This is a genomic window from Arthrobacter sp. UC242_113, from assembly GCF_044054585.1.
GTDB lineage: Bacteria > Actinomycetota > Actinomycetes > Actinomycetales > Micrococcaceae > Arthrobacter.
The window spans coordinates 161,562-183,994 of the sequence record NZ_CP171972.1 but is presented as its reverse complement, the minus strand read 5'-3'; the positions used below and the strand labels follow the sequence as shown (position 1 = coordinate 183,994).

Here is a 22,433-nt window from a genome sequence, read left to right as displayed (position 1 = left end):
TCAGTGGACTTCGCCCCCACTGCCGCTTCCGGGATTCGAGGCCAGCTGGCCGACTACGCCAAAATCGACCTTGCTCGTGGGTCCCACCGGGTACCACGTGCAGGGTGCCAGCAAGCCGATGTTCCGCGACAGTTTCGTGGCCATCGCGGACGCCGGGAATCCCCTGCTCCAGCAGCAGCTGACCCTGGCGGACCTCGCCACGATGCCACACGCCGTCGGCTATTTCGGGGAGGGAATCAGCACCCCGGCCGACAAGCTGTTCGAGTCCCGGGGTGTCCAGCGCCGTGTGGCGGCTGTGGTGGCCGGCTTGGCGTCCTTGGTGGAGGCCATGTACTGGCACCCGTCCCAGACGGAAGATCCAGCCAGCGTGTGGTTGCGGTCCGTGGTGCAGCGTTCGTGCGGCAGGTTGCATGGACTCTTCCCTGTCACTGCCCATCCCGTGACGGTCGAGTCAACAAAGGAGTAGCCGGATCCTCACCAGTCGACCGGAAAATCGTCAATTTCTGTCTCCGCCGCAACCCCGCACCCTGCCCCACACGCTTCTTTACATCCAAAACAGAGGCGATGGCATGGCTCCAGGAACCCTGGAAGCAAAACAGGAGGCTCTGACTGGCATTTCCCTCCAACCTAAGAAGGGGGGAGAGGCTGCCGCTGAAGCGTTCGAAACGCCGATTTCCGGCCTTCTGTCAGCTACTTAGTTCGTCCGTGAGGGACTTCCTGCCCCCTGGGGGCGGCTTTAGGAGTAGCGGGCGCTGTTGGTGAGTCGCTGCAGGGACACTGGGCCGATCTGTAGGATCGGCCTTGAGCGGTACCGTTGAGCTGTGAACGCCGTTATCGATCACCTGGTCATCGCCGCCGATTCGCTGGAACAGGGCTCGGCCTGGTGCGCGGCAACGTTCGGCGTTCAGCCTTCCATTGGTGGCAGGCACCCGTTGATGGGTACTCACAACCGAGTAATGGCCATCAGCAGCGAGAGCTTCCCCGACTGCTACCTCGAGGTCATCGCGATCGATCCCGAAGCGCCGGCGCCGGGAAGGCCGCGCTGGTTCGGGCTCGACCGCCCCGAGGTGCGCGAGGCTGTCCGTGAATCCCCGCGGCTGGTGCACGCCGTGGCGCGCACGCGCAAGATCGGGATGCTGCACCGGGAGCTTGGCAACTTCGCCCTCAACCCTGGCGAGTTGCTGGCAGTGCAGCGCGACACGCCTCACGGACTGTTGAAGTGGCGAATCACAGTCCGCGACGACGGCTGGACTGAATGCGCAGGCGCGCTGCCCAGTCTGATCCAATGGGAAGGGCATCATCCGTGTGCCCACATGCCCCTCACCGACGTGGCGCTGCAGGGGCTGGTGCTGCGCGGCCTTCCGACACAAGCGGTCGGGGTGCTGAACATTCCGGCAGTGCACACGAGCCCGATCAATGCGGTGAAGAACGCACCACTCACCGCGACGCTGAAATCGCCTCGTGGCCATGTCGTGCTCGATGCGGGGCAGTTCAGAGGCTGAACCAGAAGCCAGCAGCGGCCGGGCCGCATAGGAACTCCTCACCGAGCAATGTCGCCGCCATGTCGCTAGCCAGAACCTCATCAAATCCTGCGCTCGTTGAAGACCTCCCTGGGCCTTTCTCCCCGCCGATATGGAGATTCCGTCAGGCTGGCCCGGTTTCAGCGACGGCGGAACGATTTGGATCGGCAGGGGGAGGGGTCTCAGGGCAGTTTGGCCTGGCGCAGATACTGGTACACCGTTTCCCGGCTGATGCCGTAGTCGCTGGCGAGGACGGACTTGGGGACTCCATTCGCTGCCCGCTGGACCAGTTCGGCTGCCCGTTCCGGTGTGAGGGTCTTTTTCCGCCCTTTGTAGACGCCGCGCTGCTTGGCCAGGGCGATACCTTCCCGCTGCCGCTCCCGGATCAGGGAGCGTTCGAACTCGGCGAAGGCACCCATCACCGAGAGCATGAGGTTAGCCATGGGGGAGTCCTCCCCGGTGAAGACCAGACTCTCCTTGATGAACTCCACCCGCACGCCTTTGCGCGTGAGGCCCTGAACGAGAGCACGCAGGTCATCGAGGTTGCGGGCGAGCCGATCCATGCTGTGCACGACGACGGTGTCCCCGTCACGGGCGAACCGCAGCAGCTCAGTAAGCTCCGGTCTGGACGCGTCCCCGCCCGAGGCTTTGTCCGTGAAGACACGGTTCAAGATCTGGCCGTCGAGCTGACGTTTCTCGTTCTGGTCAAGGGTGCTGACCCGCACGTACCCGATCCGCTGTCCAGCCACCGATGCCTCCAAACCCGTCGCCCCTTGTCAGCTTGAGTTCCAGGGCCTTCCCAAAAGAACATCAAGACATCCCGGGTTCACAACGTCAGGCTGGGGTGTACTCATTTAGACGGCAGCCTGCGTCGGCTGCGGGAACATTTGTTCTATTGGCGCAAGTTTGGACCTGGAGTTCGTTCTGCAGCTGTAAGTCCCACTGCACCAAGTAATCGGAACTTTCCAGGTAGGCGCTGCAGTCCTCCTCGCTCTGCTGCGGATCGGGTCGGTCCGTCCATCCCTTCGCACAGCACGTCCAGCCAACAAGGCGTTGCCACGGCCGAACCAGTGGCTAGAGGACCGGCTTCGTTCCCCATTCAGCAGGTGCGCGAGCTCCAGAAGGGGCTCTCAGATGAGTGAAAGCTCTCGGGTTTGCCCCGTAGGGCACATCTCTGTGAGCTACAAGTGAAAACCAGCTAACCTCATGCCGCGTAACGAGGATTCCGGCTTTGCGTGATTTCGCAATGGGCCCCAGGGCCTCTTCTGCTTCATCAAGTAACCCCGGGAGCTGGCCGGCATCGGTGACAACGATGTCGATCCGGTTGTTTTCCATTTTTTGCATTCTTGGTAGCCCTCTCTGACTGGCTTTGTCCAATTGCTGCTCCCATGTTGAAGGGACGTTTGATGAAGGATCCGTTGGTGGTACAAGGGACCTAGGCCCAGCGCTGGGCCTATCTTCCTTTTCCGGACCCCGCGCGAAGGCGCGTCAGATGCTTACTGTCGACCCAGCCTCGGTCAGTGGTGTGGGTCGGAGCATCCCGGCTATGAAGCTGTCGATCTGTTCTTGGGTAAGTAGACCCTTCTCGCGGACTAAATGCGAAACGCTTTGTCCTGTTGCCAGTGCCTCCTTTGCTATTTCTGTGGCATTTTCGTAGCCGATCACGGGGCTGAAGACCGTGATGAGGCCGATAGATTCGTAAACGCGGGCGTTCAAGAGTTCCCGGTTGGCGGTGATGCCGCGGATACATTTTTCGGCGAGGACTGTGGTTGCGGCCGTTAGGTGGCTTAGGCTCGCAAACAACGAACGCGCAATGATCGGTTCAAAGGCGTTCAGCTGCAACTGGCCTCCTTCCGCGGCCAAGGTGATCGTGACATCGTTGCCGATCACCTCGAAGGCAACCTGGTTGACGACCTCAGGAATTACAGGATTGACCTTGCCGGGCATGATGCTGGATCCGGCTTGGCGGGGAGGCAGGTTGATTTCGTTGAGACCGGCCCTCGGCCCGGAACTGAGCAACCTCAGATCGTTGCAGGTTTTGGATAGCTTTACGGCGACTCGCTTGAGAATGCCTGAAAGCTGGACGAAGACGCCAACGTCTTGGGTAGCCTCGACAAGGTCTGTGGCGGACTGAAGTGTCGGGATGCCTGTAAGCTCACGGAGGGCATCTATTGCGCGTGTCCGATAAGCGGGGTGCGCATTCAGCTCTGTGCCGATGGCGGTTCCTCCCAGGTTCAGCTCGTGCAGCAGGAAGGCACCTTCCTGCAGGCGGGCTTCATCCTCAGCGAGGGTGGCAGCGAAGGCAGCGAATTCTTGTCCCAGTGTCATGGGAACTGCATCCTGGAGTTGTGTGCGGCCCATCTTTATGACATCCGCGAACTCAACGGCTTTGGCCTCGAACGACTCGCGTAGCTGGGCCATAGCGTCCAGAAGAAGCCTAATTTGCGCATCCAACGCTATCTTTATCGCCGTGGGGTAAACATCATTGGTGCTTTGGCCGAGGTTAACGTCCTGAAGCGGATGCAAATATGAATACTGTCCGAGTCGATGACCGAGATGCTCCAAGGCTCTATTCGAGATCACTTCGTTGGCGTTCATATTTGTCGAGGTTCCCGCCCCGCCTTGGATGAGGTCAACGATGAACTGGTCGTGGAGCCTACCGTTGCGGATGTCTTCACACGCCAGGATGATGGCCCGGGCCTTCTCTTCAGAGAGCATTCCGAGATCACGGTTCGCGACTGCCGCCGCCTGTTTCACTGAAGCCAGCGCCCTGATAAAGATCGGATGATCGCTCAAAAGGGAACCGCTGATGGGAAAATTTTCCGCAGCGCGGACGGTATGTACGCCGTAATATGCGTTTCCCGGCACTTCCAGATCGCCTAGAAGATCATGCTCAACTCGGGGGGGTGCATGGGTTGGCGCCATTGTTGTTCGTTTCCTTTGTGTTGTGAAGATGCTGTGGCTAATTGGCTCAAAACGGACGGTTCAGCTGCGGTTTAAGCCGTTGTCATGCGTGTGTCCGAAGGCCGAAAGACCTTCGGACACACGATCCACGCCAGTAGAAGAGCAGCGCAGTCCTCAGCAGCCATGTGATGGGCGGCCGTGCGTAGAGTTTGTTAGTCGAGACGGTGGGCCGGAAGCTGTCAGTCCAGCTCCGCTCCGCGCTTGTCAGGAATGGCGAACATGGTGAAGAACGCCAAGACATAGATGCACGGCAGGATTGTCAGCGCGAAGCCAAACCCATGGTTGGAGGCGATCCAAGCGATCGTGACCGGCGCAAGTCCGCCGATCGCGCGGCCGATGTTGTACAACCCGTTCTGGGCCGTTCCCCGGATCCACGTTGGATACAATTCGGCGAGAAGCGCCCCGTAACCGCCAAGGGCGCCGTTGGCGAAGACACCCATGACGAAACCGCCAAAGAGAAGCATCGTCGGGTCCGTGAGCTGGCTGTAGACCAGCAACGAAACGGCTGCACCGGTCTGGAATGTCCAGAAGGCAGGGCGGCGTCCGAAGCGGTCCGCGAGCTGGCCGAAAACAAAGAGGCCGAACAGCATCCCTGCGATGGTAACTGCTGTCCACAGGGAGGAGTTGGTCAGGTTGAATCCGAGTTCCTTGCTGAGGTAACGGGGCAGCCAGGTGATGATGCTGTAGTAACCGAAGTTCTGTACGGCGCACAGGATGATCATCGCCAGTGAGACCCTGACGAAGTAAGCGTTGGAGAAGAGCGCCTTGAACCGGGACAGCGCACTTGGCTGCTCGGTTTGTTCGGCTGCGGCTTCGAGGAACTTCGGCGATTCATGCAGCCTCTTGCGCATGACGATTGCGATTACGGCCGGCAGGACACCAATGATAAACAGGCCTCGCCAGCCAAAAGCACCGATGATGGGAGCGGACAGGAGAGCCGCGGCCAGCACACCAAACTGGAAGCCCATGGCGACCAGGGAAGTCGCCCGCGCCCTGAGCTTCGCCGGCACTGCTTCGGATGCCAACGCCATGCCACAACCGAATTCACCGCCGATGCCAACGCCGGCGATAAACCGATAGATCGCCATGTCTGTGTAGCCGGTCGACAGGGCGGCGAGGCCGGTGAATACGGCGAACAAAACGATGGACCAGGTCAGCACGCGGACGCGGCCGTAGCGGTCACTCAGTGCACCAAAGACCAGGCCGCCAATCACTGCACCCATCAGGGTGAGCGTTGTGAGGGATCCTGCCTCCGTGTCCGTGATTCCAAATTCGGCGATGATTGGCGACAGGGCAAAACTCAAAATGAGAAGGTCAAACCCGTCTAGTCCGTAGCCGATGCTGGCTGCTGCGATTGCCTTTTTGCCGTATGAATCCAACCGGGGCTTGGCCCCGGTTTCTTTGCTGCCCAGGTTCTTCGTTTGAACCATGATTACTCCTTGAGAGTTAAAAGCGGTTCACCGTGGCATGGCGTTTGAAGATCGTCCAGACGTCTCTGTCATGAACACTTTGGGACGCCGACACAGTGCGGTGTGACATATCTTGCAGTAATCCACGTCACGAAAGCAACTATTCCATCACGCGGAAGCCACAAATCGTCCGCCGAGTTCGACGGAGATGTCAGCCGCGGCCTCCCTGGCGGCCTCGATAAGCTCAGTTCGCCGTGGTGCGGATTCAACGCTGGACAGGGGGGCGACAATCGTCAGCGCATAAGGCAGCGCGCCGTTGACATCGTGGAGCGGCACCCCGACCGCCCACACGTGATTCTCCATCTCGTCATCACATACGTCGTAGCCGGATGCCTTCGTGGAGAGCAGATGCCGCTTGAGCTCACGGGGATCGGTGATGGTGCGAGCGGTGTAACGCTCGAGTTCCGCCCTGGAGATCAGGTCGTCGATCTCACTTTCTTCGAGTCCCGCAAGAATCATCCTGGCGGACGAGGAGGCATTGAGGGGCAGTCGACTGCCGACCTGAACGTGATGCCGCAGCGACCTCGTTCCCTCGAGGAAGGAAACGCAGATGACTTCGGAGCCGATTAGCTCAGCCAGGAAGACCGTCTCTCCATGGTCCCGGATGAGGCGCCGCATCACAGGTTCTGCCACTTCCCTGACCCGCTCGGTTTCCGTCGCGGTCACCAGAGCACGAACTGAAGGACCTAAGAGGTACCGCTTGCCGGCAGTTCTGATGACAAAACCCTTGTCCTCCAGTACTCGCATAAAGCGGTGCGCTGTAGACAACGGGATCTCCACCACCTCGGCGATTTGTGCCAAGGATCGACCAGAGCCCCGGCCGGAGAGGGCGGTGAGGATATCGAGGGCACGAATCACCGGCTGCATATAAAGCTCCTTAAACGGTTGCGAGAGGATGACTTCCGCGACATGGAATGTGAATCTAACCGTAGCTAACCGATTGACGATCTGGCCGAAGGCGCCTTAGGGTTACTACCACGCGGAATGATATATTCCATCACATGGAAGTGATTGATAATGGGACAAAATGTTCTCAAGACCCTTAGCGAAGACGAAGGTGAGGCGATTCAGGATCCTCGGACCCGTCGCCGCGAGGTCGCTCAAGACCTCATTGCCGTTTCCTACCGCCAGGGCATCTTTATAGCGGCTGATGGTGCTGTGTCGGACTATCATTTGGACCCGGCATTGTTTATGACGAAACCTACGCTGCTGCGCCGGTTGGGCAGCCTTTTGGCGGAGCAGATCGACGCAGGCACGGACCGTATCGCCGGCAGCGAACCCGGCTCTGTCGCACTTGCCATCGCCGCTGCGCTCCACACCGGGCTTCCTTACGTCTCGCTCCGGCACTCGGTCGAAAGCGGGAATGGTCCGGTGGTCTGCGGCGAGATGCATGCCAACGAGCGCGTCGTGCTCATCGAGGATGTCCTTAGTTCGGGTACTCAGGCTTTGCTCGGGGCCAAGACTGTCACGGACCACGGGGCCGAACTGGTCTCTGTTCTGGGGGTTATCGACCGAGGCGAAGGTGCAGCCGAGGCACTTGCCGCGGCGGGCATCGAATACAAGGCCATGTTTGCCATGAACGACCTGGCCAAAAGGAATGCCGTCTCCCGGCAGAGTTCCTCTCCTTCGCCAAGGGGACAGCATGGCAACTGATGCCAGCCCCACGACAACAGCTATTGGCAAGGCCAGCGCGAAGCGTATTCGCAGCCGTCTTGAAACCCTTGCCACTTTCACTGAACCTGGCCCGGGCGTCAGCCGGCTCTGCTATACACCCCTGGAGCGTCAAGCACACGACCAGTTCGCGCACTGGATGAAGGAAGCCGGCTGCTCCGTAGAGACCGACCCTGCCGGAAACACCATCGCCACCCGTCCAGGCACCGAAGATTCCCTCGGCGCCCTGGGAACCGGCAGTCACTTGGACTCGGTCTACAACGGGGGAGCATTCGACGGCATCGCCGGAGTTGTTGCCGGCGTCGAGATCGCGCAATTGCTGCAGGAAGCCAACATCAGCACCAGACACCCGCTGAAATTCGTGGCCTTTGCCGGTGAGGAGGGCGCCCGGTTCGGTCAAGCCTGCATCGGCTCAAAACTTGCCGCGGGGATGACCACTCTTGATGACCTCCACACGCTTACCGATCGTGACGGCATAACCCTGGCTCAAGCGATGGAGTCCGTCGGCCTTGTCCCGGCGCACGCCGCTGCGACTCCCTGGAACGCTGACCAGTGGAGCGCCTTTGTGGAGCTCCACATAGAACAAGGCAATGTCCTTCACGACACGAACAACCAGATCGGTCTCGTAGACCTGATCTCCGGCTCGACCCGTCTCCAGCTGACCATGACAGGACGGCCCTCACACACGGGCGGCACCCCGATGCGGGGCCGCTCGGACGCGCTGGTCGCCGCCTCGGAGTCCGTTCTGTTCGCCGAGCATCTGGCTCTTGACTCTGCGCATCGCGGCACGCGTGCGACGGTGGGCAAGCTTTCGGTGAACCCCAACTCCATCACGACCATCCCCGGGCAAGTGTCCTTCTCACTGGACGTACGAGATATTGACGCCGATCGTCAGCGGGAAGCTGCAGTAACGATCGTGCAAAGGACCTTGGCGGCGTGTAAGCGGAGAGCAGTCGGACTCGACGTCGAACTGCTGGCGGATACGTCTCCGGTAATCCTCCCGATGCTTATCCGGGAACACTTGGCTGAGGCCGCCAAATCAGTAGGGGCCGACTACCGTGTCCTGACCTCGGGTGCCAGCCACGATTCCCAAATGATTAACACCATCATCCCTACCGGCCTACTATTCGTCCCCAGCAAAAACGGGCTGTCGCACGTGCCCGAGGAATGGACCGAAGCGTCGGAAATTGCCACAGGCATCGACGTTCTGGCAGCCACTTTTTTCAACCTTGATTCGAGCCTCAACGCCTAACGCGTTGCTGCATGCCCAACACACGAAGGAGCACATTCATGCGACTACTGGTTCGCAACGGAACGCTTGTCAGCGAAAACGGCCTCGTCGAGGCTGACATCCTCTGTATCGACGGAATCATCGCAGCCACCTACGAACACGGTAGGGAGGTCTCCGCCGACGAAACCATCGACGCCACCGGAAAGCTCATCTTTCCCGGCTTTATCGACCCCCACGTCCACTCACGGGATCCCGGACACACACACAAGGAAACGTTCGAGCGATCCACCCTCGGGGCGCTGTGCGGCGGCCTGACCACCATCCTGGAAATGCCTAACGCTGTACCTGCCGTTTCCACAGTGGAGATCTTTGAGGAACGCCGCGCCCATCACGAGAAGAGCGCCTGGGTCGACTTCGGCCTATGGGGCCTTGCCCTGGGTCCGGAAAACGACGCAGAAATCCCCAAGATGTTTGACGCCGGCGCCGTGGGCGTGAAGTTCTTCTGGGGATACGCCCTGGACAAAGAAACCAAGAGCCTCATCTACAACTTCGCTGCCGCGCCTCCGGAGAGCCTCTTGCTGCCCCCCGAAAACGGCGAAGTCCTCGCAATGTTCGAAACTGTCGCCCGCACCGGAGGAGTGCTTGCCGCGCACTGCGAGGACCGCCACGTGCTCGCCTCCTCAGCAAAAGCCCTCGGACATCCGATTCGGACTTACGACGACCTGCTGGCAGCCCGGCCCGCCGTAGCCGAAGCAGTATCGATCGCGGTCGGCGCGCAGTTCGCCAAAGCAACCGGATGTCGCTTCCACGTGGTCCACATGGCATCAGAGGAAGGTGCAACTGTGGTGCGAGAAGCGCGCGCCGCCGGCATTCCCGTCACCGCCGAAACCTGCCCGCAGTACCTAACCCTGACCGCGGATGACGCCGTCGAACTCGGTCCCCTGATTAAGGTCTACCCGCCCGTTCGGCACCAGTCAGACCAGGACACCCTCTGGGCTGCCATTCAGGACGGCAACATCGCCTCCATCGGCTCAGACCACGCACCGCACCTGGTAGCAGAGAAGATGGCAGGCTTCGAAGAAGCACCTGCGGGCGGTCTGGGAGTCGAGACCATGGTTCCGCTCCTGGTCGATGCCATGATTGCCGGCAAGATCACCCCTGAGCGCCTCGCGGAGGTGCTCTCCTCGACCACCGCCTCAATCTATGGAATCTACCCGCGGAAGGGATCACTGCAGCTCGGCACCGATGCTGACATGACCATCATCGACCCTGCCGGAACGACCGTCATTCGCAACGAGGACATGCACGCCCTCAACCCCGTCACGACCTGGGATGGCTGGGAACTCCGCGGTTCAGTGAGCGCCAGCGTCATCCGCGGCCAGGTGGCCATGCGCGACGGATTTCCCGTTGGTGAGCGTCGAGGTATCTTTATTCCCGCCAACCATTCCATCCCCGGACACGAACTCGAAAACGAGCTTGTCACGGCGGAAGCGCCATGAATCGTGACGACCTGGCCGAGGCCGTAGCCGCGGCCATAAAGGTCGCAACCTCCCGTGAACGCGTGGAAGTCTCAACCAGGACGCGCTGGGTTCTTGCGGACACCATCAGCGTGGCGCTGGCGGCGGGACGCCGTCCTTTGGCATCAGCCTTGGTCCGCGACCACGTCCTCACCGGCTCGTGGCGGAACCCGGAAAAGTCCCCCGACTTTCCCGCCACCCTATTGACCGCCACCGGCGGATGGGCGCAGCCTGACCGAGCTGCATACATCAACGGATCCATCCTTTGTGATCTCGAAATGGACGAAGGCGTACGTCCCACTGGCCATCCCGCTGCCCATGTCCTCCCCGCGGTACTGGCAGCCGGCGAGGCCCTGAATGCGTCCCTGGGAAGCATTCTGGACTCCCTGCTGGTTGGCTACGAAATCACCGCGTACCTCCTTGAGACATTCACGCTGGCCGAAGGCATCCATCCGCATGGACACCTCGGCGCGATCGGCGCGGCGGTAGCTGTGGCACATCTGCGCAGGGTCGATGCTCTCCCTGCAGCACTGGTTGCCGCCACAACCCAGCTCATCACTACGTGGGGTCCCTGCACCGACGGGGCAACTGCCCGAAATACCTGGACCGGGCACGCCGCGCAGACCGGATTGCTCGCCCAACGTCTGGCCGATGCGGGGTGGGAGGGCAGCGCCCAGATCCTGGGTACAGCATTCGATGGACGGGTGGCATTCAAGAAAGGGGCACCGCTGCCGTCGGTCGAATCTCCCCGAATTCTTAACGGCTACTTCAAGTTCTTCTCCGCCTGCGCGTTAACGCACACAAGCATTGAAGCCGCCCTGAGTCTGGCTCCGTTGAACCACGACGACATTGCAACCATCACCGTCCGAACGACGGCGAACAACCTCAAGGTGGCTGCTAAACCGGCAGATAATGCACTGTCCCGGCGGTTCTCGATACCCTTCGCAGTAGCCGCAGCGCTCAGTCAGTCATCCGCTGATGCAAGCAAGTTTGACGCCCCGGACGCCAAGACAGCCGATCTCGCTCAGCGCGTGAACGTCGAAGAAGAACCTGCATTCACAGGGATGTGGCCTGCGGCAGCCCCAGCGAAAGTCTCGGTCAGGCTCAAAAATGGAAATGTCCTCGTAGGCCACTGCGACAACGCCTTGGGCACAGCTGCCCGACCGGTTTCTGCGGAGGAGCTGCGGGAGAAGAGCGCATCTCTGCTCGGAGACGGCGGACGGGCATGGGACATCCTTGTCTCAGCCGCCGAGACGGATTCAATCTCCGACGTCTTAGCCTCCGTATTTACGGAAGCAGCATCAGACGCCACTGCTGTGGGCGCCAACGATGCCAGAGAGCCCATTCCTGCCTAGATCCAGGCCAGGCTGGTAAGTAGTGCGGCGCGAAACCAGGTGTCCGATAGGACCGCCGCGCCAGCGCTGCTGTTCCTGCTCCGGCAGGGCAGCAGCGCTCCTAACCGGGCACTGCGTAAAGGGTTTATGACAGAGAGCAGGAGAACTCACATGAGTGACAGCACAACCCGTATATTGGATATGGCACGCAGGCGCGCCACAGCACGTGATGCTCAGAGGATCACATCGCTGCAAAGTCCCGCCGTAGCAGAAGCCCTGGGTGTGGCAATTGCCGCGACATTGCAGAATGCAGCTGCGGAGATCGTCGTCGTCTGGGACCAGATCGAAACCGGCGTCCTGGGACATGTTGTCGCCAGGGAGCTTCAGACGGACCTGATCTATGCATACTCCGTTGAAGGCTCACTCGGGTTTTCCGCCGAGTTATTCCCAGGTTCCCGTGCTGTTCTTGTCAGTTACGACTGGACTGAATCGCATGGGCTTGACGCGATCATTCGTTTTACCCAATCTTCCGGTGCCGCCGTTACCGCCATCAGTTCGGTGCTGGAAACTGCCGAAGCCCGCATGCACCCCAAGATCACGACCCACGCACTCTCGTCCCCGCTACCTTAAGAACCACACCGCAGGCATCTGTGAGCCGCAACCCGCGGGCCATGGGCAACCCAGGCACATTTGTGAGCGCTGTGAAAGCGCCGCGATCCAACAGTCGCCCAGGCTCCCTCGATTGACGAAGAACGCTGGATCACCGGCGGCGATTGGACGACAGGGCGGCAGTCCATCCGCGGGCGAGGTGGCAGCGGTCATTCGGATAACAAACGCATGTCCGGCCAGGTTCTGCCTCTCACGCGCGCCAAAAACGCTGAATAAATCCAACACCAGGAACAACATGACCCTCTACTTGAACGACCATGACGTCGACTCGCTTCTCTCTCAGGATGATGCATTTCAATGCGTCGACAAGGCATTTCGCCTACTGGCTGAGGGCAGCGCGATCAACGTTCCGCGGCAACGGACGGCAATGCAGAAGGCCGTTTTGAACGTCATGTGGGCTCTGGCACCCACCGAAGGAACAATGGGCGTCAAAGCGTATCCGGTCGTTCGCAGCGACGTCACTCAGGGTGCGGTTCTGACGCTGTTAGTGTACGCCTTCGAGTCAGGCGAACTGCTCGGCGTCATTAAGGCCGATCGTCTAGGTCAGCTTAGGACAGGCGCTGCGTCGGCCGTTGCCACACGCTCGCTGGCCAGGGCGGATTCAACAGTTCTCGCTATCTACGGCACGGGGTTTCAGGCCGAGACACAGGCCATGGCGTTGGCGAAGGAACTGCCCGCCTTGCAGACCATTCATGTTGTCGGTCGTAGTCAGCATCGACGCGATGCCTTCGTGGCCCGCCTGCGTCGCGACTTAGGGCTCCAAGTACTTGTCTCGGATCCCGAGTCGGCGGCCCGTTTGGCGCACGTTATTTGTACAGCTACCGGCTCAACCGAGCCGGTGTTACGTGGGGATTGGCTTCAACCCGGCACACACATAAACGCGGTTGGCAGCAACACCATCACAAAGCGGGAAATCGACAGGACGGTGCTCGAGCGCGCTTCACTGATCACGGTAGATGACAAAGCAGTCTCCTTAGCTGAGGGAGGCGATTTCATTGCGAACGGATGGGATCAGAGCCCCGTAGTCCCGCTCGGTGACGTGCTGACCCTCCAACAAGAAGGGCGACAGAGTCCCGACGAGATCACCCTGTTCGAATCCCACGGCTTGGCACTCCAAGATCTCATCTGCGCAACCATGGTCCTCGGCAAGGCCCAACACGATAGGGCCAAAAGTAGCTCCCTTGGCTACAGCCTCTCGCCCACGAAAACGCAGTGCCCGTCGGACCAGGCAAGGAGCAAGTAAGCTCTGCAGCAGCACAGGTAGGACCGTGGACCACGCCCCGGACTCCGTTCCCTGGGTCCAAACTGCTGCAGTCTTCGACCCCCAAATCAAGAACAAGTACGCATCCGCTGTCTGTCCCGGGACCGATAGTCCGGTTCATCCTGGTGCGTTTGCCAACGACGTATTCCGTGGTGGCCGGGAGTTCCCTCCTCCTCAGGCCGCATTGATATGGGGGCCCCTGACGGGAGCGTCCTGTGGATAGTTCAAGACGGAGGTCGCGGTCGTTCTTTGTTTCTCTACGAAGACGAAATTCATGTCAGACGGCAAGGCCTGCAATGAGGCCGGTGCAGTCCTCGGGGGAAGGGAAGGAGATGACAATGGTGGAGCAGAACAGCTCGTCTACCTCCGCGGACGACCTCCGTTGGAATTGGTCCCGACGACGATTTTCGGGCCGGAGGCTGGGCCGTTCTGCCCGGCGTGACGGTTAGGAATGACCCCTCCCAGCGCGCCTTCTGAAACGCCGATAATTGTGATTATGTCAACTAAAGTTGCTGCAGCGTACCAACTTGTCAACAAGGGTTGCTACGCTCATACTGTCACCATAGCAAGTGGCCGCCGATGATAGGAAGCGTAATGGGCTGGTTTACCGAGGGCAGCGAGCACGAAGGCTATGTCGTGTGCGTCTTCGCCGACGGCATGTACGGCTCCGGCGGCAGGTACATGGAGATCAACCTAATGACGCCGGACGGCCAGCCGGTTGGGCATGAGGAGGATTCGACCCGCGCCGCCTGGCGGCCGCCGTCACAGGTGGTCGGATGGAGGGTCGCCTGCAGCTGTGTCCCGTCCCAGAAACACGTCATCTTGGATCCTTTGTGGACGCGGGTCTGGGATCCGGCCGACGAGGAGTTGACCGAGGGGCGCATCTACGCCGGACCGCCGGCCAGCGCCGATGCCGCTGATATAAGCGATCGGGAGGACTTGGAGCCGCTGTTCCTGGACGTGTGGCACCGGCATATCGCCCCGGACCTGTCGCTGCACCGCATCCGCGCCCTGGGCGGGAGTATCAAGGAGCTGGAGGCCCAGCTCGACGAAGCCGTGGCCAACGCAAGGGCGGAGGGCATCTCCTGGGAAAAGATCGGCAGGGCGTTCGGAATCAGCCGTCAAGGAGCCCAGAAGCGCTGGGAGACGCCGACTACGGCTGCGCCTGTGCGCGCTTAAGGCCGCACGGCTGCTGCTCCGACTGCTCGATCAAACAACCCGCCCACCGCGGCTGGTGCCGGCTACACCTGAAAGGTCATCTGGATGACTATATCGACTTTGTCGCGGAAATTGCTTTGGGGCAGGGCGGCGAGCCACTGCGCAATGCCCTCGTGCCGTAGAACGCTTGCCCACCAATCAGACTTCAGCGGCGATGCCGTCCTGGTAGGCGAGGAGGCTCACATTGTGGCCAAGAGCCCCGACGGGCCCCGTGGTGAATCCCCCTTGTCGCCAGAACAGCGTGATGAGTACAGCAACCTCATACTGCTGTGTCCCACTGATCACGCGCTAATAGACAAGGCTCCTGAGGACTTCTCCGTCAGCTTCCTACTAGAAATGAAGGCGCAGCATGAGACGTGGGTTAAGAGCACCCTCGGGGCCGCTTCCGATTCCACCGATGTGAAGTGGGCAGCCCTGGTTGACAAGCTGACCGTTCGGTTGAGCTTGGATACGTGGCACAAGGATTTGAGTGCCCTGCTCAGCGGTGGCGAAGCAAGCATGGCTGTCGCAACGGAACAACGACTGCGTACCTGCTTGCATTGGATTGCCACGCGACCTTGGCCAGAAGGGCATAACGACCTTCAAAAGGTAATCCGAACCATCGGGCACTTTATCAATGAGCTGCTGAGCACATTTTCCCAACATTCCGAAGAGGACGGCGGCGGAGGTCGTCTCCGATTCGAAGCCTTTTACAAGATCCGAGTTTGGAATGAGGAACTGTACAATTCACTCCTCACGGAATACAAGGAATGCCGCAAGTATCTCGCTGATATTGTCCTTGAGATGACTCGGTATGTGAACTTGTTCAGTGATCTTGTCAGAGCAGAGATTGACCCGGATTTTCGGGATGAAGAGGGTTACGCAACACTTATTATCGAAGGTGATATTCTCCGCTTCGACACTCACGTCCCCCGATTCACGCAGGAAGAGATCTCTGAAATTAATAATTCAGTGCATCCGTTTCAAGACTTTGCCGAACAACGCACGACACGAACTCCGCGCTTCTCATGGTAGGAACATACTGTGGAAAATCGACGCAAATGCGCCTCTGTTAGCCTGAATATTCGGGCCGTGAGTCGGAGTTCTGGTCAGGGGCTGCACTGTAGGCTCGCACCCGATCCGCGTGACCCGATTGCCTGGGTGCGTCAGCCTCCTGGCCGGCCGACGAATGTCGCAAACGCGTGCTGAGATACCCGATCAAGTGCGTCTACCGGGTGGGCATTTCATCCACTGGGTGCCAGCTGAGGGAAGCGCAGCTCTCCAAACGAAGATTAGGAACGCACTTGCATCGGGCGCTTAGGGCTAGCTCATCGGAGGCGTAGCAAGGCCAGATCTCCGACAACTTCGGATCACCAGATGACAGGCCTTCGAAGGCAGAAGCCAGCCGACATCGCAGCTACCGGTAAGGTCTGAATATGATCTCGATGACCGACGCTGAAATGACTGCTGAGGAGCCACGGAAGTTCGGATTGTTTGATGGATTCGAGGGTTACCGGACGGCGAACCGCGAGCAGGTTCAAGCAGTCCTCAAGACCGGCCTCGTGGTCATTGACGCCAATGTTCTGCTTGATTTGTACAGGTTCAGCGCTCAGGCGCGTAGAGATCTGTTGTCCGCACTTAAGGCTCTGAACAAGCGCCTTTGGGTTCCCCATCAGGCGATTGACGAGTTTTGGAGAAACCGTGACTCTGTTCTTCGCGACCCCAGCGGTAGAGATCAGCTAAATGCAAATCTGGATCGTAGTGAAGTCCAGCTGGTAGAAAGCTTAAAGCAGTGGACAAACAGACGTTCTCATGACCCGCATGTTCACGCGGAACTAACGTCTATTGCCTCCGAAGCTTTTTCATCAATTCGTAAAAAAATCGTTGAACTTTCCGAAGAAGACACGCTGTCGTGGGCACGGGACACGTCGTCGGACCCAGTTCTGAAGGAGCTGGACTCACTCCTCGCAGGGAGAGTCGGTTCTCCGCTGTCCAAGAAGGACTACGAGGCGGCCATCACCGAGGCACGGCGACGAGCGGATAAAAAGATTCCTCCTGGTTACATGGATGCCAAGAAAGGTGACGAACTCGCGGCGGGCGATTACCTTGTCTGGGAACAGACTCTTCTTGAGGCTTCCGACCGGAAGGTAGACGTCTTGTTCATTTCAAGAGACACAAAAGAGGATTGGGTTCGAAAGGAAGCTGGAGAGAACCGCGGACCGCGTGTTGAATTGGCGCGTGAACTTCAATACCGTGCCGGTGTAAGCCTTTATATGAAAACGCCGGCTGATTTTCTTAATCTTGCCAAGGATGCTTTGGACATCGAAGTTCACGCCGAATCCGTTACTGATGCGAAGCGGTTAAGCGAGGAATTAGGTGAGCTGGAACGACAGCAATTGCTAGCTTCGCGCTGGTGGAAGGACGGGCGGGGCTGGGACGCCGAGGCCGTCGCCCTCTTTATGCATCATCTAAACAAGCAGCATCCTAAAGTCGCACTTATACTAGCTGTAGCGGCCATAGATGACGTTCTCATTGATAAGGAACTCCTGGAGCTGTGGAACCTAACCTCCACACAGAAGGCTCTCAAATTAGTAGAGCAGAGCATTGCTGAGTCTACGGAGGCTACTGCAACTGCAGGCTTCCTCCCAGCACAGGCTCCTGCAGTCCTTGAGCGAGCAGTGAGTCGCGCTCCCGGTGCTTCCCCGCGCGTTACCGGCTACAGAATCAACTCTGCGATCCGCGAACTCATCTGTGCCGTCTCGGACGTCGACGAAGAAGGCCGCCTGATCCTGACCTCGATTCAGCCGGTTGGTGGAACATACGACGTTGCCTTGACCAATGACGAGGTTACCGACCACTGGCTGCAGCCCGCGATCTTGTGATTGTCCTTCGGGCGCATCATCCATCAGGGCTGCTGCAGAACAGAACCCCGTCTGATCCGAAAGACCAGGCGGGGTTCTGCGTTTATTAGGCGGCTTCGGCGATGGGCTTCGGCTCGACGCGCCAACCCCGCACCGGCAGACCCGGCACGACGTGCCACGTCTGGCTGCACTTGCCGCAGGCGATCTGGACGTCGTGCTCGCGGAATCCGGGGATGTTGTCATGCTCTTCGATGATCAGCCCGTGGCCACAGGGGCAGAGAAATTCATGACGCTCGATCGTCCCTGTGCCAGCTCCCCATCCTGGCGCATCCTCTTCGTTGCTGCTGATGCGCTCAGTGCGGATGCTAACGTCCCCACGCAGCTCCGGAGGCGCGGTCCTGGCCCACTCGATGATCGCTTCCACCGCTGAGCTGATCACCTCGGGCGATGCCCAAAGCTCGCCGAGGATGTCCAGCAGCTGTTGCGCACTGCCAGCAATGCGGTGCTCGCTGCTCTCAATTCCGGCGGAGTAGTCGCCCGCCAGGTCACCAATAACGTCATCGCGACCCGTTTCCGCTTGCAGCATCAGCCAGTCATGGAACGGGACAATCGCAGTCGAAGGCTCCGGGCGCTCCCAGCGGCCCAGGACGAGCTCACCGGCAGCACACTGCTCAAGGGCGGTTTGCAAGTGCGTAAATCCCGGGGGCCGGTGATGGTGGGCCCGTGGCTTGTTATTTCCTTCGACGCTGTGCCAGACGTAGTCATGCTCTTGCTGAGATACTCCGATCAGGAGGTTCAGGCCGCCGTCTTCGACCATCGGAAGTCCTAGCGCAGCGGCAGCCCAGATGAGGCGGCCGTTGGTGACATAGGGGCAATGAGGCCGAAGGAATTTCTCGGCCGTGTGCTTCAGCGAGTAGCTGCTCACCACGGGAGTTTCTCCCGGCGCGACGGGAGTGAACATCCGCAGGAAGTCGGTGACCAAGGCCAGTTCGATGAAATCGCTGGTCCGGTTGAGGCTCCACTGCGTATCTGCGTAGAAGCCGGCTTCACCAAGGACGAAGTCGCCGTCGTCCGCACCGACGAGCTGGTGGTCATTCAGGGTGTTGATCAGCTGCCGTGCGCTGACCCGTTCGCCGAGAAATCCTTGCGCCAGCGGTGACTCGATCTGGCGCAGCGCGGTCGTGTAATTCGTGCCGACGTATTCTGCCCAGGCGCGCGTATCCTGTCTGATCTTGCGATCGCGGGCGTTGTTCTTGGAGTCCATCTCAATCTTCAATCCCGGGCATACACCCCACGCCTGTAAGCCCTGTCATTAAGAGAGATATTTATGCAGGTACTTCAATTTCTGGATCTGTGGCAGTTGTCTTCAGTGTCTTCGTCAACGTGGGGACTCGGACTCAGAGAAAGGCAGACCAGCCTGCCTGCTCAAGAGCATATCAGAATAGTCTGGGAGTTTACTGAGAAGCTTCTGGAGGGATGCGTCGCCACCCTAGACATCCTGAAGAGAAGCCCCGCCGACATGAACCGGCAGGGCTTCTCTTACCGTGGCGGATGAGGCTAGTTGCTGCCTGCCCAGACCGCGGAGGGGCCGGCCTGAGCGCGAGATGCTGAATTGTGCAGACAGTGTCTGCACAATTCGTCGACGTCGCTATTTGTTGTCTAAGTCCAGGGCGTTAACGATTGCTTCGGGGGATGGTAGGGCCTGCTGCTCTGCTTCAGGCAGTGTCTCGTAGGTGTACGAAGCAACGGCCAGTGGTTGCGCTGCCCCGTCCAATGCATAACGCACCGTGTGTTGGTTCTTGGATCCGCAGACAAGGATCCCGACCGCCGGCCGCTGCCTGGGGAGCCTGATCTTGTCGTTGACGACGGAGACGTAGAAGTTCAGCTGTCCCAGGTGTTCTGGCTTGAATTTGCCGGCTTTTAGTTCGACCACCACATATCGGTCGGTTGGTATGTGATACAGCAGAAGGTCGACGTAGAAGTCGTCACCTCCGACCTCGAGATGCACCTGGCGGCCGACGAATGCCATACCTGTGCCGAACTCCATGAGCGTTTGAGCCATGCGCAGAGTCATGGCTTGTTCTATGGCGGCCTCGTCGGCTTCGGGGGTCAGACCAAGGAAATCCAGCACCAGGGGGTCTTTCGCGACCTCACGCGCCAGTGCCGTGCCCTCCCCTGGAAGACGGGCCTCGAGGTTGTTGGGCGCTGCGCCTTCGCGTTCGTGAAGTCGGGAGGCTATTTGGTGTTCCAGGACGGACAGGGACCAGCCGTGCTGCACGGCTCGGTGGGCGTACCATTCGCGCAGCTTTTGGTCCTGTAATCGATCGAGGAGGGCGACGTTGTGGCTCCAGCTGATTTGTGCAGACACTGTCTGCACAAATTCAGCTGGGGCGTTCCATGCCTCCGCGAAGGCGCGCATGTAGTACAGATTTCTACGGGAGAAGCCTTTCATGTGCGGGAATTCCCTGCGCAAATCTTCGGCCAGTCGCCCCAGCACGTTACTCCCCCAGGGCTCAGCCTGCTGCCGCTCCAAAATGGTGCGGCCGATCTTCCAGTAGAGCTCGATCATGGCCGCGTTGACCACTCGTTGGGCCCGCAGCTGAGCGGAAGCGACAAGAGCTTTCAGGGACTCGAGGGTTACGGCGTAGCCGCTTGGCAGTTCGGGCTCGATTGCAGGCACGCATCCCACCCTAACTGCTCCCGGAAAGGCCAGGAGGCGGTGTCCGCGGCTGAGCGCACGCTAGCGTGGGGCGCTTGGAGCGGGGTTCCCGTCCGATCCGGTGTCCCTACTCCCCCTCAGGGATGTCGTCCGTCAGTTCGCCGGCGGCGATCCGCTCCGCGGTGCGCCGGTAGGCGTGTGCGATGTAGTCCTCGAGGTCTTGGATGCCGATGCGCCACAGGCCCCGGGCTCCGACCTGGATTGCGCGAAGCTCTCCGGTTTGGATGAGGTTTCGGATGAGGCTGGCTTTACAGTTGAGTTCTTCGGCGGTTTGCTCGATGGTATAACCGGCCTTATGTAAAGTAAGAAAGTTAAAGCTTCAACTATTCTTTCTTTCAACCTTAGCTTGTCGATGCACTACCAGCGCCGGACGGCGGTGTACGCACGTGGGCGGAAATATCGATAAGAGTTACTGATGCTCTTGTTCTGAGGCTCACACTGCAGATTCTGAATCTTCACTCCAGCTAGAACTCAGCGGGGCGCTACCAGAACTTGATCATGCCTGCAGCCCTAAGTCTGGTGGTGTCACCACAGACTGACCGTCAGCGCCAATACGGATATCAAGGACCGCCCGGTGTCTTAGCCGCTCGCCTATACCAGGAATCGTCGTTTTCCCTCCCAGGTCGGGATTTGTCTTGCTCGGTCTGAGCTGGAAGAACGAAGCCGCTCCCCTGCTCGCCTTGTCTAGGTTGATGAAACGACAATTATCGGCGTCCGGTCCTGACGCTCATTGGCTGAGAGAAACGTGCGTCTGTTGGCTGCTAATCCCGTCCGCCTCCATTCGGCGAAGAATCTTTAAACCGCGACGTAACTGCCCTTTTCTTCCGACCATTTCTTGTGAACGAAGCGTTCCGGGTACTGCCTTAGGTCGATGTCCGGCACGATCGAAAATCGCTCGTGTGGATTCAGCCAGTCATCGTAGGGCGGACGTGAAATCCCGCCCTCCGATGGACGTAGTGCATTAATGATGCACGAACCAGCTGAGACGTGAAGTTCTACGGCCACTGACTTGCAACGGCCCAACTCCTGCCGGATAAATGGGACAAAGTCCTTGCTCATCGGGATGCTCAAGCGCGCAAGAGGGCTGCCGTCGATGTTTACAATTGCGCGTTCTCGTTTGCCATCATCGCTGATCGACAGGGTCGCGTAAACGGCGAGGTCAGTGTCAGAAGATAGCTCCATCAAATCCTCCTGACCTTTCGTCGTGGGCTCAACGTCGTAAACACTGATAGTCCTTCCGGGAGGGAGAAGAACGAAATCGACCTCTGGAGCAGCGTTCATCGGGTAGACGGCCTGATGTCCCCTAAGCCTCAGCTGAGCTCCGCATGAGTACTTGGGCATGGTCTCGCCTTCCACCGCGACCCAAACCGTCTCAGGCTCACCGTCGTCTTCCCGCGGGTCCCAATATCTGTTGGGAATCTCAACATACTTATCCACCTCCGTCTTCCTGAACCACAGCTGAATCCCGGACAAAGCCGCAAAGCCGGCTTCCCTAATCGCCCCGATCATTGGCCCGAAATATGTCGCATCGTCTCTGGACATGTATCCGATCATCATGCCCTGCACATAAACGGACACAGCGTTTTGGTCATTGGGATTCCACGGTTCGTGGACCAGTTCCGCCGTGAAGCCTTGTCGAATCCCGTTAGACACATCGGGGGTACCGTCGAAAATTGCGATATAGGAGTCTACATAATGATGGCCGCCCACAAGCCGTATGTCGTGGTACAAGCCGGACCCCCACAACTGGAATCCCTGTCGGCCCCCATCAACAGCAGCTGCCCTAAGGCCCATGGAAGGAACGCGCCCCTGAAACCCGGTCATACCGCCTACTTTCCCTTGCTCTGATCTCAGCTTGAAATTGCCTGCCTGACACCGGCTTCCTGCCGACACTAGGATAGATGGGAGCGCCTGCGGCCTTTCGTTTTCCAACCTCGATCCGCCGTCTCCACGTGGCCCGGAACGGATTCGGCGATATCGGCGCTTCTATTGACTCACCGCCGACGCCGTAGAATGACGG

Annotated in this window: 19 protein-coding genes; 11 read left to right on the top strand and 8 right to left on the bottom strand. The window is 59.4% G+C overall.

Going from position 1 to position 22,433, the window contains the following annotated elements:
• Positions 1 to 76: 76 nt before the first annotated feature.
• Both ACHMXB_RS22680 and ACHMXB_RS22675 read left to right on the top strand, forming a co-directional pair.
• Positions 77 to 466: a hypothetical protein gene (locus tag ACHMXB_RS22680; RefSeq protein ID WP_395405797.1), complete on the top strand. Its 390-nt coding sequence runs from the start codon at positions 77 to 79 to the stop codon at positions 464 to 466.
• A gap of 355 nt (positions 467 to 821) precedes the next feature.
• Complete coding sequence (locus ACHMXB_RS22675) at positions 822 to 1,502, top strand: VOC family protein (RefSeq protein ID WP_395405795.1); 681 nt, start codon at positions 822 to 824, stop codon at positions 1,500 to 1,502.
• A 200-nt stretch (positions 1,503 to 1,702) separates the two neighbouring features.
• Here ACHMXB_RS22675 and ACHMXB_RS22670 read toward each other — a convergent pair whose 3' ends face one another.
• The 4 genes from ACHMXB_RS22670 to ACHMXB_RS22655 form a co-directional block, all read right to left on the bottom strand.
• Positions 1,703 to 2,269 carry a recombinase family protein gene (locus ACHMXB_RS22670; RefSeq protein WP_395405793.1) on the bottom strand — a complete coding sequence of 189 codons (567 nt, stop codon included), beginning with the start codon at positions 2,267 to 2,269 and terminating at the stop codon, positions 1,703 to 1,705.
• Between the two features lie 739 nt (positions 2,270 to 3,008).
• On the bottom strand, positions 3,009 to 4,445 hold the full coding sequence (locus ACHMXB_RS22665; RefSeq protein WP_395405791.1) for an aspartate ammonia-lyase: 1,437 nt from the start codon (positions 4,443 to 4,445) through the stop codon (positions 3,009 to 3,011).
• Positions 4,446 to 4,663: 218 nt separating this feature from the next.
• Complete coding sequence (locus tag ACHMXB_RS22660; RefSeq protein ID WP_395405789.1) at positions 4,664 to 5,914, bottom strand: MFS transporter; 1,251 nt, start codon at positions 5,912 to 5,914, stop codon at positions 4,664 to 4,666.
• Between the two features lie 147 nt (positions 5,915 to 6,061).
• Positions 6,062 to 6,820 (bottom strand): IclR family transcriptional regulator, encoded by a 759-nt coding sequence (locus ACHMXB_RS22655; protein ID WP_395405787.1) that lies wholly within the window; start codon positions 6,818 to 6,820, stop codon positions 6,062 to 6,064.
• A gap of 150 nt (positions 6,821 to 6,970) precedes the next feature.
• Between ACHMXB_RS22655 and ACHMXB_RS22650 the strand changes: the two genes are divergently transcribed.
• The 9 genes from ACHMXB_RS22650 to ACHMXB_RS22610 all read left to right on the top strand — a co-directional run bounded on the left by ACHMXB_RS22650 (position 6,971) and on the right by ACHMXB_RS22610 (position 17,715).
• Positions 6,971 to 7,606 carry an orotate phosphoribosyltransferase gene (locus ACHMXB_RS22650; RefSeq protein ID WP_395405785.1) on the top strand — a complete coding sequence of 212 codons (636 nt, stop codon included), beginning with the start codon at positions 6,971 to 6,973 and terminating at the stop codon, positions 7,604 to 7,606.
• A complete protein-coding gene (locus ACHMXB_RS22645; RefSeq protein ID WP_395405783.1) occupies positions 7,596 to 8,876 on the top strand; it encodes a Zn-dependent hydrolase in 1,281 nt (426 codons plus the stop codon). The genes ACHMXB_RS22650 and ACHMXB_RS22645 overlap by 11 nt, the downstream gene beginning before the upstream one ends.
• Before the next feature lie 38 nt (positions 8,877 to 8,914).
• Positions 8,915 to 10,354 carry a dihydroorotase family protein gene (locus tag ACHMXB_RS22640; RefSeq protein WP_395405781.1) on the top strand — a complete coding sequence of 480 codons (1,440 nt, stop codon included), beginning with the start codon at positions 8,915 to 8,917 and terminating at the stop codon, positions 10,352 to 10,354.
• Positions 10,351 to 11,727, top strand: coding sequence for an MmgE/PrpD family protein (locus ACHMXB_RS22635; protein WP_395405779.1), 1,377 nt, complete (start codon positions 10,351 to 10,353; stop codon positions 11,725 to 11,727). The genes ACHMXB_RS22640 and ACHMXB_RS22635 overlap by 4 nt, the downstream gene beginning before the upstream one ends.
• A gap of 150 nt (positions 11,728 to 11,877) precedes the next feature.
• Positions 11,878 to 12,336: a hypothetical protein gene (locus ACHMXB_RS22630; protein WP_395405777.1), complete on the top strand. Its 459-nt coding sequence runs from the start codon at positions 11,878 to 11,880 to the stop codon at positions 12,334 to 12,336.
• 274 nt (positions 12,337 to 12,610) lie between these two features.
• On the top strand, positions 12,611 to 13,618 hold the full coding sequence (locus ACHMXB_RS22625; RefSeq protein WP_395405775.1) for an ornithine cyclodeaminase family protein: 1,008 nt from the start codon (positions 12,611 to 12,613) through the stop codon (positions 13,616 to 13,618).
• A gap of 612 nt (positions 13,619 to 14,230) precedes the next feature.
• A complete protein-coding gene (locus ACHMXB_RS22620; protein ID WP_395405773.1) occupies positions 14,231 to 14,815 on the top strand; it encodes a hypothetical protein in 585 nt (194 codons plus the stop codon).
• Between the two features lie 225 nt (positions 14,816 to 15,040).
• On the top strand, positions 15,041 to 15,868 hold the full coding sequence (locus ACHMXB_RS22615) for a hypothetical protein (protein ID WP_395405771.1): 828 nt from the start codon (positions 15,041 to 15,043) through the stop codon (positions 15,866 to 15,868).
• Positions 15,869 to 16,269: 401 nt separating this feature from the next.
• Positions 16,270 to 17,715, top strand: a complete 1,446-nt coding sequence (locus tag ACHMXB_RS22610; protein ID WP_395405769.1) for a PIN domain-containing protein — start codon at positions 16,270 to 16,272, stop codon at positions 17,713 to 17,715.
• An 85-nt stretch (positions 17,716 to 17,800) separates the two neighbouring features.
• On the opposite strand, the gene ACHMXB_RS22605 is transcribed toward ACHMXB_RS22610, so the two are convergent.
• From ACHMXB_RS22605 to ACHMXB_RS22590, 4 genes are all read right to left on the bottom strand, one after another.
• Positions 17,801 to 18,970 (bottom strand): hypothetical protein, encoded by a 1,170-nt coding sequence (locus ACHMXB_RS22605; RefSeq protein ID WP_395405767.1) that lies wholly within the window; start codon positions 18,968 to 18,970, stop codon positions 17,801 to 17,803.
• A 372-nt stretch (positions 18,971 to 19,342) separates the two neighbouring features.
• On the bottom strand, positions 19,343 to 20,374 hold the full coding sequence (locus ACHMXB_RS22600) for a YhcG family protein (RefSeq protein WP_395405765.1): 1,032 nt from the start codon (positions 20,372 to 20,374) through the stop codon (positions 19,343 to 19,345).
• 106 nt (positions 20,375 to 20,480) lie between these two features.
• Entirely contained in the window at positions 20,481 to 20,693 is a 213-nt protein-coding gene (locus tag ACHMXB_RS22595) for an excisionase family DNA-binding protein (protein ID WP_395405969.1), read from the bottom strand.
• 515 nt (positions 20,694 to 21,208) lie between these two features.
• Positions 21,209 to 22,237: a hypothetical protein gene (locus ACHMXB_RS22590; RefSeq protein WP_395405763.1), complete on the bottom strand. Its 1,029-nt coding sequence runs from the start codon at positions 22,235 to 22,237 to the stop codon at positions 21,209 to 21,211.
• Positions 22,238 to 22,433: the final 196 nt, after the last annotated feature.

Bases quoted from the DNA above. Each gene is read 5' to 3' on its own strand.
- ACHMXB_RS22610 (WP_395405769.1), top strand. From the start codon at position 16,270: ATGATCTCGATGACCGACGCTGAAATGACTGCTGAGGAGCCACGGAAG.
- ACHMXB_RS22645 (WP_395405783.1), top strand. From the start codon at position 7,596: ATGGCAACTGATGCCAGCCCCACGACAACAGCTATTGGCAAGGCCAGC.
- ACHMXB_RS22635 (WP_395405779.1), top strand. From the start codon at position 10,351: ATGAATCGTGACGACCTGGCCGAGGCCGTAGCCGCGGCCATAAAGGTC.
- ACHMXB_RS22590 (WP_395405763.1), bottom strand. From the start codon at position 22,237: ATGACCGGGTTTCAGGGGCGCGTTCCTTCCATGGGCCTTAGGGCAGCT.
- ACHMXB_RS22655 (WP_395405787.1), bottom strand. From the start codon at position 6,820: ATGCAGCCGGTGATTCGTGCCCTCGATATCCTCACCGCCCTCTCCGGC.
- ACHMXB_RS22660 (WP_395405789.1), bottom strand. From the start codon at position 5,914: ATGGTTCAAACGAAGAACCTGGGCAGCAAAGAAACCGGGGCCAAGCCC.
- ACHMXB_RS22630 (WP_395405777.1), top strand. From the start codon at position 11,878: ATGAGTGACAGCACAACCCGTATATTGGATATGGCACGCAGGCGCGCC.
- ACHMXB_RS22665 (WP_395405791.1), bottom strand. From the start codon at position 4,445: ATGGCGCCAACCCATGCACCCCCCCGAGTTGAGCATGATCTTCTAGGC.
- ACHMXB_RS22650 (WP_395405785.1), top strand. From the start codon at position 6,971: ATGGGACAAAATGTTCTCAAGACCCTTAGCGAAGACGAAGGTGAGGCG.
- ACHMXB_RS22640 (WP_395405781.1), top strand. From the start codon at position 8,915: ATGCGACTACTGGTTCGCAACGGAACGCTTGTCAGCGAAAACGGCCTC.
- ACHMXB_RS22620 (WP_395405773.1), top strand. From the start codon at position 14,231: ATGGGCTGGTTTACCGAGGGCAGCGAGCACGAAGGCTATGTCGTGTGC.
- ACHMXB_RS22625 (WP_395405775.1), top strand. From the start codon at position 12,611: ATGACCCTCTACTTGAACGACCATGACGTCGACTCGCTTCTCTCTCAG.